Genomic DNA, 17,155 nt, shown 5'->3' on the forward strand with positions numbered 1-17,155 from the left:
CGGGAAAACAAGTGCTATGATAGCAAAGTGAAATGACAACAAAGCAGAAGCATCCCGCTTCTCACCATGTACGATAACTCGTACTGGTTCATCATGAAGATACGCAATGTATAGCGAATGCTGTGCCTTGGCGTTCCTTATGAGTGTGGGCGGGAAAAACTGCCGACGCTTTTTTTATAGCGTTTTCTATCATTCATTTTTCGTGCAATGCACGATGGAGGTGCTAACCATTAGCAAAGATCTGTTAATCAATGAAAGCATCCGTGCCCGAGAAGTTCGTCTTATCGGAGCGGATGGTGCTCAACTAGGTGTCCAATCACGCAACGAAGCGTTACGTCTCGCTGAGGAAGCGGAACTTGACCTCGTCATGGTCGCTCCACAAGCGACGCCGCCAGTTTGTAAGATCATGGACTACGGTAAATACCGTTTCGAGATGCAAAAGAAGGACAAAGAAACTCGGAAGAATCAGAAAGTGATTCAGATGAAAGAAGTTCGTCTTAGCCCGACAATCGAGGAGAACGACTTCCAAACGAAATTCCGTAATGCGAAGAAATTCTTGGAGAATGGTAACAAAGTGAAAGCGAGTATTCGTTTCCGCGGTCGTGCCATCACTCACTCGGAAATCGGTAGACGCGTTCTCGAACGCCTCGCAACGGATTTAAGTGAGTTCGGTGTTGTGGAACAGAGACCGAAGATGGAAGGACGCAGCATGTTCCTCGTGCTTGCTCCTAAGAAAGAAGACTAATCGAATCGAAGTAGGAGGGAATCTCTCATGCCTAAAATGAAATCGCACCGCGGTGCTTCTAAACGTTTCAAACGTACTGCTTCTGGCAAATTGAAACGTGGTCGTGCTTACACAAGCCACTTGTTCGGTAACAAATCAACAAAAGCGAAACGTAAATTACGTAAAGCTAGCATGGTATCTACGGGTGACTTCAAACGCATCCGTCACATGATCGCGAAGTAATTTATCCAATCGTATACAGATTTAGGAGGGAATTTATATGCCACGCGTAAAAGGCGGATATACGACTCGTCAACGTCGTAAAAAACAACTCAAATTAGCTAAGGGCTACTACGGCTCGAAACATACACTCTTCAAGGTTGCGAAACAGCAAGTCATGAAATCTCTCATGTACGCTTACCGTGACCGTCGTCAAAAGAAACGTGACTTCCGTCGCCTCTGGATCACTCGGATCAATGCGGCAGCACGTATCAACGGTCTTTCTTACAGCCGCATGATGCATGGTCTTAAATTAGCAGGTATCGACGTTAACCGTAAGATGCTCGCTGACCTCGCAGTTACAGATGCAACTGCATTTGCTTCACTTGCTGACACAGCAAAAGCAAAATTGAACGCTTAAGTTCTACAATTCGTCGGGGAATTTAATTCTCCGACGTTTTTTTCGATTTAATGATAAAATAAGAGGGCACGTCGATAGACGGTCATATGATTTTTTTAGATAGAAGGAGAATTAAAGATGGATTGGTTGACACTTTTTGAGATGCAAGAACAGTTGGATAAACGGATTCAGTCAGAACATCAATTGACAGGCAATCAATTCGACGAGCGGTTGCTCGCCTTATTGGTCGAACTCGGTGAACTTGCGAATGAGACACGTTGCTTCAAGTTCTGGTCGAAGAAGGGACCATCCGCTCAAGTCACAATTCTTGAGGAATATGTCGATGGCGTCCATTTTCTACTCTCACTAGGTCTAGCACTTGAGTACAAGAAGAATCATTTTGCAGAAGGTGATTTTTATTTGACGGCAACAGATGCCTTTTTAGATGTCTATAACAAAACGAACGTCTTCGCGATTTCGCGAACGGAACAAAGTTATGATGTTCTGATTGGTGCATACCTCGCCTTAGGTGCTACACTAGGCTTTACACAGGATATGATTTTCAAGGCTTACATTTCTAAAAATGAAGCAAACCATGTGCGACAAGACAACGGTTACTAAGGAGGAAATCAGATGAATGAACAATTACATATGCTAAAACGTCTTACGGACGCAACAGGTGTACCGGGAAACGAAAAGGAAGTCCGGAGCCTCATGCGTGAATATTTGGAACCCCATGCAGAAGCGTTTCATCAAGATGGTCTCGGAAGTCTGTTTGCGGAACATAAAGGCGCAGGCGAAGATGCACCACGCGTTTTGATTGCTGCTCACATGGATGAAGTCGGATTCATGGTTACGAAGATCGATGAAAAAGGATTTCTTCGTTTCCAGCCACTCGGTGGTTGGTGGGGGCAGGTCCTCTTGGCACAGCGTATGAATATTGTGACGTCATCTGGTGAAGTCATTCCAGGTGTAATCGGCGCAAAACCACCTCATGTTTTACCACCGGAAGCGCGCAATAAGCCGGTCGACATCAAGGACATGTTCATCGATATCGGTGCTTCCTCTAAAGAAGAAGTCGACGGTTGGGGAATTCGTCCGGGTGATACGGTCGTTCCACATTGCGAATTTACTGTGATGAAAAATGAGAATTTCTTGATGGCAAAAGCATGGGACAACCGGATTGGTTGCGCCATCGCCATTGAGGCAATTAAACGCTTAAAAGCAGACGGGCATCCAAACACGATTTTCGCAGGAGCGACAGTCCAAGAAGAAGTCGGATTGCGCGGTGCTCAAACCGTCGCACATATGCTCAAACCATCGATTGCGTTTGCAGTCGATACAGGTATTCCTGGCGATACACCAGGAATGACGGATCGCGAGGCATTGTCGAAACTCGGTGAAGGTGTTCAAGTCATCATGTTCGACGCAACAATGATCGCGCATCGTGGATTGATCGATTTCGTGACGAAAGTCGCAACAGAAGAAAATATCAAGTATCAACTGGACTTAACGCCAGGTGGCGGAACGGATGCAGCGAAGTTCCACTTGTCTAATACAGGTGTTCCATCACTTGCATTGACAGTGCCGATTCGCTACTTGCATACGAACGTCTCGATCATGCATAAAGCCGATTTCGAAGCAGCGGTCGATTTAGTCGTCGCTGTCACGAAACGCCTTGATGCTGAGACAGTCCAAGCGATCTACGAGGGGTAATTATAAAAATGAAGCACATCGCATCAGCAAAGAACGAAATCGTTAAACAATGGAAAAAACTCTTAACGAAAAAAGGACGTTTGCAGACGAACCGCTTTTTGATTGAAGGGGAACACCTAGTTGAAGAGGCGGTTCGCGCTGGAATCATCAAAGAAGTAATCGTTCGAGAATCATATCAAGTACCAGGTTCATGGAAACGAAATGCCGATGTCTTTACAATCGATGAAGCTGTCATCAAAGTACTGGCTGAGACAGAGACGTCGCAAGGTATCTTTGCCGTCTGTGAAATGAAACAAGCTTCGGCACAACTGGAACGTGGGCGTTATTTGTTACTTGATCGTCTTCAAGATCCAGGAAACGTTGGAACGATGATTCGGACAGCTGACGCTGCTGGATTCGATGGTGTCATCGTTGGACCGGGAACAGTTGACGTGTATAACGGAAAAGTCATCCGTGCGACACAAGGGTCGTTGTTCCATCTGCCTGTCATCACGATGCCACTCGAAGAAGCGGTCAATGCCTTGCATGAACAAGGTATTGCAGTGATCGGAACAGCATTAGAAGGAGCGACGTCTTATCAAACGATCGCACCAATGGATGCACTTGGTTTAATCATTGGAAATGAAGGACAAGGTGTTTCACCAGAGTTACTTTCTTACTGTGATGAACGTGCCTACATCCCGATCCGTGGTAAAGCAGAGTCATTGAATGCGGCAGTAGCAGCAGGAATCTTGCTTTATCATTTTGCAAGCGTGGATTGAAACCGACAGGCGTTCGTGCTAAAGTGAACATCAGGAATACATCATGGACGTTGATGGAACAGAGTACGTTAGGGAACGATTCAATCAGGGAGAAGCGGTCGTAGACTGAAAACTGCTTCGTGAATCTGCTAACCGAATTCACTCCGGAGTCGCACGAGAGATCGTGACGGGATGCGCCCGTTATCGCGCAATTGGAGGACTTTTCGTTTGGAAAGTCAAACAAGGGTGGTACCACGGTGTTTACATCGTCCCTTCGGCATTTGCCGGAGGGACGTTTTTTTATGTCATCAATTAAAGGAGTGGGAAAGATGCGCGAGCAATTAGAAGCGTTACGCGATGAAGCAGTGGCATTAGTCAATCAAGCAACAACACAAAAAGAACTCAACGATGTTCGAGTCAAATACCTTGGAAAAAAGGGACCCATCACAGAAGTACTACGAGGAATGGGGAAGTTATCAGCGGAAGAACGACCAGTCGTCGGTGAAATCGCAAATACAGTCCGTCAAGCAATCCAAGAGCAACTCGAACAACGTTTGACAGCTGTTAAGCAACAGGAAATGGATGCGAAACTCGCAACAGAAGCGATTGACGTCACGTTACCAGGACGTCCGAAAAAAGTCGGTCATGCACATTTGCTACAACAAGTGACAGATGAAATCGAAGACATTTTCGTCGGACTTGGTTATACGATTGCTGAAGGACCAGAAGTCGAGCAAGACCTTTTCAATTTCGAGATGTTGAATTTACCGAAGGATCACCCGGCACGTGATATGCAGGACTCATTCTACATTACGGAAGAAATTTTGATGCGGACACATACGTCGCCAGTTCAAGCCCGGACGATGCTTGCTTCCAAAGGAGAACCGATCCGCATTCTTTGCCCAGGTAAAGTGTATCGCCGAGATGAAGATGATGCGACGCACTCTCACCAATTCATGCAGGTCGAAGGACTTGTCGTTGGAGAATCGATTTCGATGGCAGATTTAAAAGGAACGCTTGAAGCATTTGCGAAGCAGATGTTCGGTGAAGCACGTGAAGTCCGCTTGCGTCCAAGTTTCTTCCCGTTCACGGAGCCTTCAGTCGAAGTCGACGTCTCTTGTTTCAAGTGTGGCGGTAAGGGATGTAACATCTGTAAGCAAACAGGCTGGATTGAAATTTTGGGAGCCGGAATGGTTCATCCGCACGTTCTTGAAATGGCAGAGTACGATAGTACGAAAATGTCAGGATTCGCTTTCGGTATGGGAATTGAACGGATTGCCATGTTGAAATATGGTGTCGATGATATTCGCCACTTCTATACGAATGACGTTCGCTTCAGCGAACAGTTTTAAGGAGGAACGCAGATGTTAGTCTCAAAACAATGGTTGAACGAATATGTGGATGTCAGTCATATTTCAGGACAGGACTTGGCTGATTTAATTACGAAGAGTGGAATTGAAGTCGAAGGCGTCGATGTCCGAGATGAGTCGTTGAACAACATCGTCGTCGGACGTGTGTTAACGAAAGAAAAACATCCAGAAGCGGATAAGTTAAACGTCACGACAGTTGACATCGGACAAGAAGAACCCGTCCAAATCGTTTGTGGTGCACCGAACGTCGAAGCAGGACAAGATGTCATTGTCGCGCGTGTCGGAGCTCGGTTACCAGGGATTAAAATCAAACGTGCAAAATTGCGCGGTGTCGTCTCGGAAGGGATGATCTGTTCACTTGAAGAACTCGGATTCGAAAAGAAATATATCCGAGAAGATGAGCAAGATGGGATTCATACGTTCCGTGAACCAGTCACACCGGGACAAGATGTTTTAGAATTACTCGGTCTACGTGACGAAATCCTAGAACTTGGCTTGACACCGAACCGCTCGGATTGCCTCAGCATGTATGGTGTCGCACACGAAGTGGCTGCGCTTTATGATACAACACCAACGTTCCCGGTCGTTGATGTCAAAGAAGCAGAATCTGCGACGACAGTCAACGTGACGCTTGATTCAGAAGACTGCCCGTTCTACGCGGCACGAGAAATCCAAGGGGTGACGATTCAAGAATCACCGACTTGGTTAAAAAACCGCTTGATCGCAAATGGCATTCGTCCAATCAATAACGTCGTCGACGTCACGAACTTCGTTTTACTTGAAACAGGTCAGCCGCTTCATTCATTCGATGCGGAAAAACTCGGGAAACAAATCGTCGTGCGTCAAGCACATGCAGGTGAAGCATTCACGACGTTAGACGAAGTCGAGCGGACACTTGATTCTTCGATGCTCGTCATCACAGACGGAGAACGCCCAGTAGCACTTGCTGGTGTCATGGGTGGAGCAAATACAGAAGTGGACGGAAGTACGACATCGATCATTTTAGAGTCTGCTTATTTCGCACCGATTTCTGTCCGGAAGACGAGCCGTGTTCTTGGACTCCGTTCGGATTCAAGCGCGCGATTCGAAAAAGGCGTTGACCCACGTCGTGTCTTGTTAGCGCTTGATCGTGCAGCAGCGTTGATCGCTGAACTCTCAGGTGGAACGGTTCAAGCGGGTATCGCTCAAGCTGGAACGCTTGAGTTAGACGATCATTTGATTGAAGCGAGTGTTTCATACATCAATCACCGTCTAGGGATGGAGATTGAAGGAACGGTCATGCAAACGTTGCTTGAACGTCTCGGTCTCGGTGTTGAGTTGTCGGGGGATGCCTTAACGGTCAGCGTACCGACTCGCCGCCAAGACTTGAAAATTCCAGCTGATTTGTCAGAAGAAGTCGCACGGCTTTATGGTTATGATGCACTGACTTCAAGTCTACCGTCTGAAGCAAGCCGTGGTTTCTTACCGAAACGAAACGTCCATCGTCGTCAATTACGCCGGACATTACAAGGGGCAGGTCTTTCGCAAGCGATCACGTATTCGTTGACGAGCGAACAACGGGCGATGCAATTCAATGAACGGGAAGACCTGCATCCGGTCAAACTCGCGATGCCAATCAGTGAAGCACGTTCGACACTGCGGACATCCCTCATTCCAGGATTGCTTGAAGTCGCACAACATAACGTCGCTCGACAGCATGCTGACGTCGCATTCTATGAACTTAGTAGTGTGTATCTACAACGAGATGCATCACTTGAGACACTTCCAATCGAACAAGAAATGATTGGTGGCGTCGCAGTCGGTGTGTCAGAACAACATCGTGCTCACGGAACACTTGTTAAAACAGATTTCTTCGTCATGAAAGGGATCGTCGAGACACTCGCATCTGCATCTGGCATCACATTGACGTTCGAGGCGGCAAACATTCCATCGATGCACCCCGGACGTACAGCGCGGATTCTACTGGACGGAGAAGCAATCGGATTTGTCGGTCAAGTACATCCAGGTCTGTCAAAAGAACAGTATGGATTGAAAGAAGTGTACGTCTTTGAATTAGAAGCGATGGCACTACGTTCGAAAGAAGAACAGGTCTACTCGGAAATTTCACGTTTCCCATCGATGACACGTGACTTAGCGATCGTCGTCGAACGATCAGTGACGGCACAATCCATCGTCGATGTCATGACAGAAGCAGCGGGTCCGCTCCTGCAAGCAATTGAATTATTCGATGTCTACACAGGAGAAAACGTTGGCGAACATGAAAAGTCGTTCGCGTTCTCTCTTCGTTACCAAAACAAGGAACGAACATTAGTAGATGAAGAAATTACGACAGCACAACAACGTGTCGTCGACGCAGTGAAAGAAACGTTCAATGCGGAACTTCGCGCGTAATTAGATGATTGGATGGGACGTGAATCATGATGAAGATTCCACGGCTACCTGTTTTTTCGGATTAAAGGTAAAATGCAATTCTTTTCTTACTGAAAAGAATTGCATTTTTTTTTGTTTAATATCGTTTCTTCGTTCAAGATACAGTCGAACTACAGTCAAGCTACAGATTCGTTTCATAAGATGAATGCAGACGATAAAAGGAGGAACAGGACACATGAATTTTTTGAAACGGGCTGGAAAGAGTATTATTGCGCGAAAGGGCAAGACAATGATCATGTTGATTATTTTGACGGTGATCGGATCGCTGGTTCTGTCAGGATTCGCGATTCAGAATGCAGCAAAATCAGCTGGAGAAGAGGCAAGAAAAGAGCTTGGAGCTACCGTGACGTTACAAGTCGATCGACAAAAACAAATGCAGGAGCGACAAGCTTCTGGAGAACGTGGAAGACCAGAGGAAGTTAAGATTTCGATGAAAGAAGTTGAAGCGATCGAACAACTAGATGCAGTGAAGTCAACCAATTATCTTTCGCAAGCGACGGCAACGGCAAGCGATATTGAACCGATTGAAAGTGAATCAACGAATACAGGTGGTGGACCAGGTGGTGGAATGCCAGAAGGAATGACGACACCCGACTTTTCGTTGAACGGTGTGACGAACATGGAGTTACTTGATTCATTTTCGAACGGAACATTAAAAATCGTTGATGGTGTAGCAGTGACGCCTGAGGCGAAAGAAAATAGTGTGGTCATCGATGAAAATCTAGCAACTGAAAACGATCTTAAAGTAGGAGATACCTTCAAACTGAAATCGACGACGACGAATGAAACACAAAAATTGACGATCATCGGGCTTTCTGCATCGACAGACGCGAGTTCTGATGCGAGTTTCCGTGCTGCAGGATTCATGGATCCAATGAATCAAATGTATGTATCAAATGAGACGCTTGCTGACTTTGCGACCGAGGATGGGACAGTAAGTGCGTCAAGTGTCGTTTACTCCTTAAAGGATCCGTCTGAAATTGAGGCGTTCAAACAAAAGGCAAAAGCGATTTCATCAGTGGATTGGGACACATACACGTTGGATGCGAATGACGCGGCTTATCAGAAAATGGTCGGACCGATTGAACAAGTTGCTTCCTTCTCAAAATCAGTTGTATATCTCGTTAGTGTCGCAGGCGGTTTGATTCTGGCACTTTTGATTTTGCTGTCTGTCCGTGAACGTCGGAAAGAGATGGGCATCTTGATGGCAATGGGCGAAAAACGCTCGAAGCTGATGGGGCAATTATTAGTTGAAACATTTGCGATTGCGGCAATTGCGTTTCTCATCACATATGCGACGGGAGGAATGACATCACAATTCATGACGGACCAATTATTAAATCGTGAAGTGACAGAAGCGGCAAGTTCTGTTGCGACAGATGGATTCGGAGGTCCGGGTGGTCGAGGTCAACAACTCCTCGCTAGCATTCCTCAAATTACGGAGATGACGACAAAAATTGACTGGGCGACATTAACGCAAGTCGTTCAAATCGGAAGTCTGATCGTCTTTTTATCCGTTTTATTACCATCACTTATATTATTACGAATGAATCCAAAAGAAATCTTATTACGGGAGGATTAATCAGATGACGATTTTAGAAATGACGAAGGTATCGTATGCGTATACATCAGCAGGAAAGCAGCAACGAATTTTGAATGAGGTATCCATGCAGTTTAAGGCGGGAAGATTTTATGCGATTCTTGGAGAATCGGGTTCCGGTAAGACGACCGCGCTGAGTTTACTCAGTGGATTGGACGCACCAACGGAAGGACAAATACAATATGAAGGACGTGACTTGAGAAAAATCGGACTGACGACGTATCGATCGCGTCATGCAGCGACTGTCTTTCAATCCTTTAATTTATTAACCTATATGCATGCTCTTGACAATGTCATCGTCGCACTTGAATTGAGTGGACGACAGATCAAGGAAAAAAAGAAACGAGCCCTTGAATTGTTGGAACAGGTGGGTATCGATGAAACACATGCGAAAAAAAATGTTTTACAGTTGAGTGGTGGTCAGCAGCAACGAGTGGCCATTGCGCGGGCTTTGGCGACAGAAGCGCCAATCATACTGGCAGACGAACCGACGGGTGCACTCGATGAAAAAACAGCTACGGAAATCATTCGTTTGTTCCAACAACTAGCGCATGATTCCAATCGTTGCATCATCGCAGTGACCCACTCGGCAGAAGTCGCACGTGCTGCTGATCAAATCATTGAACTGAAGAAACAACGATTCGTCGAAAAAAAACCTAGCATTGAAGGGCAGGTCATACCAGCTCGTTGAAGTGACGGATGGATGTATTAAAAGAAGGGTCTCTCATCGATTGATGAGAGACCCTTCTTTGCTTATGAGGCAATGTCCTGATTGTTTGCTGTAGCGGAGGAACGTCTCGAATACCCGTATAAGAGTCCGCTGCTGACGACGACGAGACTGCAAATCAAAAACATATTTGAGTACCCAGTTTTTGCCGCGATGCCCGATAGAAGAAAGGCACCTATGCCAAAGCCGCTGTCATAGGCGAGGAAAAATGTAGAGATGGCTTTGCCTTTTTGTGCAGGAGCTGCATGCGTCAACATGACCGTCTGCAATCCTGGGAAGATGGAGGCGGAACCGATGCCGATGATGAGGGCGGCGGACAATAAACCGTAGAGTGTTGGAAAGAATCCGAGCACTAGGAATCCAACCGCATACAAACCATAGGACGGAACAAGCACGGAAGCTGGTCCTTTCCGGTCGAACCGTTTACCGGCTAGTGGACGAATGGCTACCATACCGAGTGCAGCCAGTCCATAAAAGTAAGAGGCATACGCCACATGGTGAATGGAATCGGCATACAAGGAGATGAATGCAGAAGTACTAGAAATCGCAATTCCCGCAAAGCTCGTAGCCAGCAATAAGACGGGACTGGCTAAGAAGAGCGATTGGCGGAGCCGAAATGGTGATGTGTGCGGAATATGACTGCTCGTCAACGGTAAACGGATCACGAAAAGAAATGAACAGATGGCGAGCAAAGCGACTGTCATGAAATACCAGACCATGACATCATGAGCAATCAATGTCAATCCGATGACAGGACCGAGGACGGAAGCGAGATTCATCGAAAGAACGAAGTAGCCCATTCCTTCACCCTGACGTTGCTTAGGAATCAAAGTCGTGACGCTTAAACTCAGTGAAGAAGAAATCATACCGAAACTGAATCCATGTAACACACGAATGATGAGTAATAGACCGAATGACTCGATCGGGAGGATGATCAAGTAGAGACAGCTAAAGAGGGTAAACAGACTAGCTGATAACAGTAACATTCGTTTCAGTTCGTATCGATCGAGCCAATGACCAATCAATGGACGTGAGCAGACCGTCGCGAGTACGAATGCTGTCACAACCCATCCGAGTGAGCCTTGTGATACCTCGAATTTTTGAGCGGCAAGTAGAGGCAGGGACGCATTCAATAAGTAAAACGTTATGAACAATAAGAGATTGACGAGTAATGTCGTCAAATAATGCCGGTGGAATAAACGGTTCACGATGATTCCTCCTGTTCGACCTGACGATGAGTATGCAGTAGCTGAGTCATCAGACGCTCTAAGGTAGACTGGTCTTCTGGAGATAGTTCGTCTAAAAATGTACGATGTGCTTGTTGTACGGATGCATCAATCGTATGAAACAAGTCGCGCGCCTGCGAGGTCAACTCGACCAGACGATGACGTCCCGAGTTCTGTCGAAAGATGAATCCTAGTTCTTCTAATCGGGCGACTGTTTTTGTGACAGCTGGTTTTTCGATGACTAAGTATTTCGACAGAGTGACCTGTGAGACCGGTTCAAGTAAGGATACTGCCTTTAAGAGTGCCCATTGTCCGGTGTGTAACGAATATTGTGTCAACGTGGCATCGATGTCTCGTTTGACGAGGCGAGCAACTTTTGACAGTTGTCCGAGAATATCTTCTTGTTGGGATGACATAAAAAAACCTCCTTTAAGTTAACTAGTTAACTTAAAGGATTATAGCGGATTCCTTACTTCTTTGGCAAGTAGAAATCAGGGAGTAGTCTTAAAAAACGTTGTGAATCGTACTTGATCAGGTGTTCCAGCCAAAGTTGTCTTTAAGTCTAATCGATCCATGATCTGATGTACTAAATAAAGTCCGAGACCACTGCCACCATGAATTCGATTTCGTGATTGTTCAGCGCGAGTAAGGGGATGGAACCATGCCGCAGTATCACTGGAATCTTGAATGGTCGGCGAGTTCGTGATCGTTAGCGTCACACCGCTTCGTTCACTAGTCATCTCGATTAGAATCGTTCCGCCGGGAGCCGTATACGAGATGGCATTCATCAACACGTTATGAAAAGCACGCTCCAATAAGTGACGATCCGTGTTGACGTTCCAGTCTTCCTTAGGTGAAATCACGAGTAACTGTCGATCATGAATGAGTTGTCCGAATTGATCAAGTTGTTGTTCGAGTAGGAGACGAAGGTTCGTTTCCTCGAAGTGGAGTGCCATTTGTTCGACACGGGCGACTTCGAGCAACGCAGCAATCAGGCGCTCCATGTTTTCAATCACCTGACTAGCGCGTTCCAAATAATAATCACGGTCGCGGTAGACCCCTAGATTCAAGAGCATCCCTTCAACTTGACCTTTGATGATCGTAACGGGTGTTTTTAACTCATGGGAGATAGCGAGGAATAGCTGTCTTCGTTCCGCGTCACGTAATCGATCTTTTTCCGCTTCTAGACGAAGGCGTTCATTGGAGGCATGTAAAGAATCCATCGTCACCTCCAGTGTTGTGGCGAGCTGATTGATGTTTCTTGATAAATCACCCAGTTCATCCGTCGAGTGGTGATGGGTACGGATAGCAAAGTTTAAATTCGCTAATTCCTTCGTCGCTTGATTGATGGAGAGTAGCGGTCGAGAGATGGTACGTGAGTAAAGATAGGCAGCGAGACCTGCTAACAATAGAAGCGGGAAAACGATATAGGGTGCTAGTTTTAACAAGACAGCTTTAACCTCATCAATCGGTTGAATCATTTGATCGGCATCGAGGGTAACGGTTTGATTGTTCAGTTGCAGTGGAACCGAATCTTGGATCGTTCCGGCGGGAGAGTTATCTGTAGTGCGGCGAATCGGTCCGCGACCAAAACCTGGTGCATATAAAAGTTGGTCGTCCTCCGTCCAAAGTGAAAAACGAATTCCTTTGTCTGTCAGTTGATCAAGCAATGGAATGAGTTCTTCGATTGAACGTTCTTTACTTTTTTGTTTAATAGATGCCATCGTCGAATGAAATTGTTCTTCTCGATAGGACTGATAATACGAAGGTAGCGAGGCATATAGAAAACCGACCGTCGAGAGGACAGCGACGATGAGTAAGCTCATCGTCAAAAGAAATAATTTAGCAGTGATTCCTTGACGTTTAGTTAGGTGCTTCAAGCTTATAGCCGACTCCTTTCACCGTTTGAATGTAAGGTACGTTTATTTTTTTTCTTAGGTTTTTAATATGTGTATCCAAGAATCGCGTATCTCCGAGGGCATCAAACCCCCAAAGTTGCTGAATCAGCTGTTCTCGTTCGAGTACACGACCGGGATATTCGAGTAGTAAATGAAGAATTTGAAATTCCTTAAGTGTTAATGTCGTCGGATTTCCGGAAATGAATACGTTATAGCTTGATGGAAAAAGGGTAATCTCTCGAAATGAGAGTGATTCTACTTCATTTGATTGTATGCGTCTGATAACGGCTTCAATCCGTCTGAGTAAAATACGAAGGGAAAAAGGTTTTGCAATGTAATCATCGATTCCGAGATCAAACCCTTTCACTTGGTTCTCTTCATCTTGCAAAGCGGTTAAAAAAATAATCGGCGTTTGTGATTCTTTACGAATGTTGCGTGCGACCTCAAAACCATCGAAGAAAGGCATCATGATATCTAATATGATTAAATCAAACGAGCTTGATCGGTAAAGTTGTAAGGCTTCCATGCCGTTTGCTGCGCTAGTTACTACGTATCCATTGGAGTTCAATAATTCCGTTAGTAGTTCCCTGATATCGTATTCATCTTCTGCGATTAAAATATGCGTCATATCGTTCACCTCATCGTTAGTTGTAACATACTCATCTGAAGTTTAGGTGAAGATATACAAATGATGCATCAAGTCATTTATATTAAACCAAATAAAGCGAATCTTGAGACAAGGAAGGGAAGCAAACATCATGAAGCCTCGTCCGAAATCTTTATCATCATTAATATCACTTTTCAACTTGCAAACAGATTCAAATCCGATGATTACGAGTATTGAAACAGATTCACGAAAAGTGATACCAGGAAGTCTGTTTATTTGTGTTCGCGGCTACACGGTAGATGGTCATCGATATGCAAGAGAAGCTGAACGCAATGGAGCAGCTGCCATTTTAGCGGAAGAAGCATTAAAGGATATGACGATTCCTGTTATTCTAATCGAAAATACCAAGAGGGCTGCCGGGAAAGTAGCAGATTCCTTTTACGATCAACCGAGTCGAAAAATGCGCGTCTACGGTGTGACCGGCACGAATGGGAAAACGACGACGACAAAATTGGCTTACGATCTCTTTCGAGCAACAGGTGTGAAAGCCGGCATGATCAGCACGGTCGGCGCACGAATCGATGAAGAACTCATTGAGACGCCCAATACGACGCCTGAAGCCATCATCCTACATCGTTTATTGTTTGAAATGGTCGAAAAAGGTGTGACAGATTGCATCATCGAAGTGTCTTCTCACGCACTAGCTGAAGATCGAGTAGAAGGGGTGTCCTTCCACTCAGCAGCATTTACGAATCTGACACATGACCACCTTGATTATCATCATTCAATGGAAGATTACGCAAAGACGAAAGCCTTGTTATTTCAGCAAGTTGCTGCGTCGAGTGGACGGGCCATCGTCTTGAATCGAGAAAATGGTTGGAGTCGCGTCATGCGAGAAGCCGCACCCTTGCAACCGGTCATTTGGTATACGACTCAACCGTACCGCACGTCACAAATCGCAGTCGAATGGCTGACGGATACTGTTAACGTGCGCATCGATGAGACGACGACGCGTGTGCCGACAGCTCTACTTGGTGAATTCAATGCAGCGAATTTAGCGGCGGCAATGGGATTATTGCGGGCGGGCGACGCCAATCTGTACGCGCTGATTCGTCATATTCCCGGGTTAGAGTTACCGAAAGGACGACTCGAACGGCTCGCCTGGGATCCTTGTGAAATCTATCTCGATTATGCGCATACACCGGATGGTCTAGAAAAATGTTTAGAGGCACTTACTTCTTCAGGAGAGTCACTAGCGGTCGTCTTAAGTGCGGCCGGAGAACGTGACCGTACAAAACGAGCGGAGATGGGGCGAATCGCAAGTAAATATTGCTCGAAAATTATCGTGACCGTTCATGATGCGAGATCGGAAGAACCGGAACAAATCATCGAAGAGTTGATTGCTGATATTCAGCAAGAACGTGTCATTGGTTGTCATCCGTCCCGTCATGAAGCCCTTGTACAAGCTGCACATCTCGCTCATGAAGGACAACGGATCGTCATCGTTGGGAAAGGTCACGACGAAGTAGAGCGAATCGGTACAAAAACGATTCCTTTTAATGAAAAAACTATCTTGCTTGCAGAATTAGAACGGTTGTCTGAAGGTGAATCTGTCATTTAAAAAACCCGACCATTCCGCAAGGGTCATGGTCGGTTTCGCTTCGTAGCTAGTTGTTGTGCCTTTTTCGTATTGGCAAAATGGGCTTTCGTCCAGTCACGTAGTTTGTCAGCTCCATGACGTAAGATCAGTGAAGCAGCGACCTGATCGACCTTCGCGCCAGCACCTTTAGGAATGATGACACCTGTTGTTTCACTCAACTTGTCCATTTCCTTCAGAAAAATCGCACGAGCAATGATCGATGAGGCAGCGACGGCGACATGGAGTTGTTCCGCCTTGGTCGAGAAGTAGACATTTTCTCGAACGGGATTCATAACACCAGATAAGTGTTTATAGTAGACATTTTTCTCAGCGAACTGATCAATCAAAATCGCTTCTGGTTTTGTCTCCAGTTGGTCAAGAAGTCGCTCAAGTACATCATTATGCATCAGAGCAGTCATCTTTCCTTGTGTCATCGTCTGTTGCATCTGATTGTATTCTGGATTGTGTAAGACGCGATACGTATATGGAATGACCGCGTGAAGATCACGAGCAATCCGACGAATCTCGGTATCATTCAGGTGTTTTGAATCACGAACACCGAGTTCCCGCAGTAGTGCGATGTGCTTGCGATCAACGAAAGAAGCAACGACGACGAGCGGACCAAAGAAGTCACCTTTGCCGACTTCATCGCTACCTGCGACGGACCATTCAGCAAAACCATCTGGTAACGTTGATACAACGGGTTCCTTTGATTTCGTTGGTGTAGCCGTACCATATCGTGATGCGATGGCTTCTGCCTCCGTTCCTTGAAACATCACTTTTCCAGAATTGTAAATCGTGATGACGCAACCCGGTACTTTGGCGGCGAATCGTGCATAGGGTGGACTCTTCGTCTGTCCTTGTTTAAACTCTTGTATGATGAGGTCTTGCTTTTCTTTAGATAAGCGTAAAACGGTAGTTCCCACGAGATAACCTCCCTTTCCGGGATTAAGCATACCATCCTTAAGACCGATGGGGGACTTCTTTTCCTAAAACGAAAATGATGGTACTATATGAAAGAAGCAAAGTATGAGGAGGACAGAAAAATGGCTGATTCAGAAGGGTTGAACCGGACGACGATTCATATCGCAGGCAATGATTATACGATTGTCGGAACGGAGTCGCCAGAACACGTACGCGAAGTGGGTCTCCTCGTGGATACGAAAATTCGAGAAATCCGAGAACAAGCACCACAACTCGACGTTCGTCAAATCGCCGTCCTAGCGGCGCTTAATATTGGTAGTGATTATGTAAAAATAAAAAAGAATTTGGGTGAACTATAAACTATGATTTCTTTCGTTATCTTATTACTTCTCGCCTTAGGCGTCATGACGGGAGTCCGACGGGGAGTCGTATTGCAGGCCGGGCATTTGCTCAGCCTGATCATTTCTTTTATCGTCGCCTTGTCGTTTTATGAAGAGCTAGCGACGAAATTCCGTTTGTGGGTACCGTATCCGTCGACGCTAGATGATGCGGGAATCGACTTAACGATGTTTTCGATTCCGAGTTCAGCACGACTCGATGAGGTGTTCTACAAAGCCTTTTGGTTCATCGTTTTGTTCTTCGGTACAAAAATCATCTTAGCAATCTTGTTGTCGATGTTTGATTCGTTGACGAACGTACCGATCTTAAAACAAGTTAAGGGATTATTAGGTGGCGTCTTCGGCTTTATCGAAATGTACATTTTTGTCTTCTTACTCTTGTTCCTAGCAGCATTCGTACCGATCCAGTCGATACAAGATGCGATCGCAGATTCGAGTTTAGCAAGCTTCATCATCCAGCATACACCGCTTCTTGCGAACTGGCTGATGGACAAAGTTGGATTGATAAAATAAACATGCTCCCGTTAAATGGGAGCT

18 protein-coding genes are annotated in these 17,155 nt (G+C 45.8%); 13 read left to right on the forward strand and 5 right to left on the reverse strand.

Annotation, left to right across the window (positions count from 1 at the left end):
- Positions 1-214 precede the first annotated feature (214 nt).
- The 10 genes from infC to ACV3PA_RS06935 all read left to right on the forward strand — a co-directional run bounded on the left by infC (position 215) and on the right by ACV3PA_RS06935 (position 9,890).
- Positions 215-745, forward strand: coding sequence for a translation initiation factor IF-3 (gene infC, locus ACV3PA_RS06890; RefSeq protein ID WP_035406328.1), 531 nt, complete (start codon positions 215-217; stop codon positions 743-745).
- Between the two features lie 27 nt (positions 746-772).
- Positions 773-967 carry a 50S ribosomal protein L35 gene (gene rpmI / locus ACV3PA_RS06895; protein WP_023469015.1) on the forward strand — a complete coding sequence of 65 codons (195 nt, stop codon included), beginning with the start codon at positions 773-775 and terminating at the stop codon, positions 965-967.
- A 37-nt stretch (positions 968-1,004) separates the two neighbouring features.
- Entirely contained in the window at positions 1,005-1,364 is a 360-nt protein-coding gene (gene rplT / locus ACV3PA_RS06900) for a 50S ribosomal protein L20 (protein ID WP_012371057.1), read from the forward strand.
- 117 nt (positions 1,365-1,481) lie between these two features.
- Positions 1,482-1,964 (forward strand): dUTP diphosphatase, encoded by a 483-nt coding sequence (locus tag ACV3PA_RS06905; protein ID WP_053454017.1) that lies wholly within the window; start codon positions 1,482-1,484, stop codon positions 1,962-1,964.
- Between the two features lie 12 nt (positions 1,965-1,976).
- Entirely contained in the window at positions 1,977-3,059 is a 1,083-nt protein-coding gene (locus ACV3PA_RS06910) for a M42 family metallopeptidase (RefSeq protein WP_053454016.1), read from the forward strand.
- A gap of 8 nt (positions 3,060-3,067) precedes the next feature.
- Positions 3,068-3,820 carry a TrmH family RNA methyltransferase gene (locus ACV3PA_RS06915; protein WP_053454015.1) on the forward strand — a complete coding sequence of 251 codons (753 nt, stop codon included), beginning with the start codon at positions 3,068-3,070 and terminating at the stop codon, positions 3,818-3,820.
- 308 nt (positions 3,821-4,128) lie between these two features.
- Positions 4,129-5,151: a phenylalanine--tRNA ligase subunit alpha gene (gene pheS, locus ACV3PA_RS06920; protein WP_053454014.1), complete on the forward strand. Its 1,023-nt coding sequence runs from the start codon at positions 4,129-4,131 to the stop codon at positions 5,149-5,151.
- A gap of 12 nt (positions 5,152-5,163) precedes the next feature.
- Positions 5,164-7,560, forward strand: coding sequence for a phenylalanine--tRNA ligase subunit beta (gene pheT, locus ACV3PA_RS06925; RefSeq protein WP_456125870.1), 2,397 nt, complete (start codon positions 5,164-5,166; stop codon positions 7,558-7,560).
- Positions 7,561-7,774: 214 nt separating this feature from the next.
- A complete protein-coding gene (locus ACV3PA_RS06930) occupies positions 7,775-9,181 on the forward strand; it encodes an ABC transporter permease (protein ID WP_053454012.1) in 1,407 nt (468 codons plus the stop codon).
- 4 nt (positions 9,182-9,185) lie between these two features.
- Entirely contained in the window at positions 9,186-9,890 is a 705-nt protein-coding gene (locus ACV3PA_RS06935; protein ID WP_053454011.1) for an ABC transporter ATP-binding protein, read from the forward strand.
- A gap of 62 nt (positions 9,891-9,952) precedes the next feature.
- On the opposite strand, the gene ACV3PA_RS06940 is transcribed toward ACV3PA_RS06935, so the two are convergent.
- The 4 genes from ACV3PA_RS06940 to ACV3PA_RS06955 all read right to left on the reverse strand — a co-directional run bounded on the left by ACV3PA_RS06940 (position 9,953) and on the right by ACV3PA_RS06955 (position 13,678).
- Positions 9,953-11,134 (reverse strand): MFS transporter, encoded by a 1,182-nt coding sequence (locus ACV3PA_RS06940; RefSeq protein ID WP_235504904.1) that lies wholly within the window; start codon positions 11,132-11,134, stop codon positions 9,953-9,955.
- Positions 11,131-11,568, reverse strand: coding sequence for a MarR family winged helix-turn-helix transcriptional regulator (locus ACV3PA_RS06945; protein ID WP_053454009.1), 438 nt, complete (start codon positions 11,566-11,568; stop codon positions 11,131-11,133). Before ACV3PA_RS06945 ends, ACV3PA_RS06940 begins: the two co-directional genes overlap by 4 nt.
- A gap of 75 nt (positions 11,569-11,643) precedes the next feature.
- Positions 11,644-13,032, reverse strand: a complete 1,389-nt coding sequence (locus ACV3PA_RS06950; protein ID WP_053454008.1) for a sensor histidine kinase — start codon at positions 13,030-13,032, stop codon at positions 11,644-11,646.
- Positions 13,016-13,678 (reverse strand): response regulator transcription factor, encoded by a 663-nt coding sequence (locus ACV3PA_RS06955; RefSeq protein WP_053454007.1) that lies wholly within the window; start codon positions 13,676-13,678, stop codon positions 13,016-13,018. Before ACV3PA_RS06955 ends, ACV3PA_RS06950 begins: the two co-directional genes overlap by 17 nt.
- A gap of 130 nt (positions 13,679-13,808) precedes the next feature.
- Here ACV3PA_RS06955 and ACV3PA_RS06960 point away from each other — a divergent pair, with 130 nt between their 5' ends.
- The gene (locus ACV3PA_RS06960; protein WP_456125871.1) at positions 13,809-15,278 is read left to right on the forward strand and encodes a UDP-N-acetylmuramoyl-L-alanyl-D-glutamate--2,6-diaminopimelate ligase; all 1,470 of its coding nucleotides are present in this window, start codon (positions 13,809-13,811) and stop codon (positions 15,276-15,278) included.
- 23 nt (positions 15,279-15,301) lie between these two features.
- Here ACV3PA_RS06960 and rnhC read toward each other — a convergent pair whose 3' ends face one another.
- Positions 15,302-16,222 carry a ribonuclease HIII gene (gene rnhC, locus ACV3PA_RS06965; protein ID WP_456125872.1) on the reverse strand — a complete coding sequence of 307 codons (921 nt, stop codon included), beginning with the start codon at positions 16,220-16,222 and terminating at the stop codon, positions 15,302-15,304.
- A 120-nt stretch (positions 16,223-16,342) separates the two neighbouring features.
- On the opposite strand from rnhC, the gene zapA reads away from it, so the two are divergent.
- On the forward strand, positions 16,343-16,579 hold the full coding sequence (gene zapA / locus ACV3PA_RS06970; protein WP_029342308.1) for a cell division protein ZapA: 237 nt from the start codon (positions 16,343-16,345) through the stop codon (positions 16,577-16,579).
- Positions 16,580-16,582: 3 nt separating this feature from the next.
- Positions 16,583-17,131, forward strand: a complete 549-nt coding sequence (locus tag ACV3PA_RS06975) for a CvpA family protein (RefSeq protein ID WP_053454004.1) — start codon at positions 16,583-16,585, stop codon at positions 17,129-17,131.
- Positions 17,132-17,155: the final 24 nt, after the last annotated feature.

It is taken from the genome of Exiguobacterium sp. EA-TM-5 (genome assembly GCF_053878415.1).

Bases quoted from the DNA above. Each gene is read 5' to 3' on its own strand.
- infC (WP_035406328.1), top strand. From the start codon at position 215: ATGGAGGTGCTAACCATTAGCAAAGATCTGTTAATCAATGAAAGCATC.
- rpmI (WP_023469015.1), top strand. From the start codon at position 773: ATGCCTAAAATGAAATCGCACCGCGGTGCTTCTAAACGTTTCAAACGT.
- rplT (WP_012371057.1), top strand. From the start codon at position 1,005: ATGCCACGCGTAAAAGGCGGATATACGACTCGTCAACGTCGTAAAAAA.
- ACV3PA_RS06905 (WP_053454017.1), top strand. From the start codon at position 1,482: ATGGATTGGTTGACACTTTTTGAGATGCAAGAACAGTTGGATAAACGG.
- ACV3PA_RS06910 (WP_053454016.1), top strand. From the start codon at position 1,977: ATGAATGAACAATTACATATGCTAAAACGTCTTACGGACGCAACAGGT.
- ACV3PA_RS06915 (WP_053454015.1), top strand. From the start codon at position 3,068: ATGAAGCACATCGCATCAGCAAAGAACGAAATCGTTAAACAATGGAAA.
- pheS (WP_053454014.1), top strand. From the start codon at position 4,129: ATGCGCGAGCAATTAGAAGCGTTACGCGATGAAGCAGTGGCATTAGTC.
- pheT (WP_456125870.1), top strand. From the start codon at position 5,164: ATGTTAGTCTCAAAACAATGGTTGAACGAATATGTGGATGTCAGTCAT.
- ACV3PA_RS06930 (WP_053454012.1), top strand. From the start codon at position 7,775: ATGAATTTTTTGAAACGGGCTGGAAAGAGTATTATTGCGCGAAAGGGC.
- ACV3PA_RS06935 (WP_053454011.1), top strand. From the start codon at position 9,186: ATGACGATTTTAGAAATGACGAAGGTATCGTATGCGTATACATCAGCA.
- ACV3PA_RS06945 (WP_053454009.1), bottom strand. From the start codon at position 11,568: ATGTCATCCCAACAAGAAGATATTCTCGGACAACTGTCAAAAGTTGCT.
- ACV3PA_RS06955 (WP_053454007.1), bottom strand. From the start codon at position 13,678: ATGACGCATATTTTAATCGCAGAAGATGAATACGATATCAGGGAACTA.
- ACV3PA_RS06960 (WP_456125871.1), top strand. From the start codon at position 13,809: ATGAAGCCTCGTCCGAAATCTTTATCATCATTAATATCACTTTTCAAC.
- zapA (WP_029342308.1), top strand. From the start codon at position 16,343: ATGGCTGATTCAGAAGGGTTGAACCGGACGACGATTCATATCGCAGGC.
- ACV3PA_RS06975 (WP_053454004.1), top strand. From the start codon at position 16,583: ATGATTTCTTTCGTTATCTTATTACTTCTCGCCTTAGGCGTCATGACG.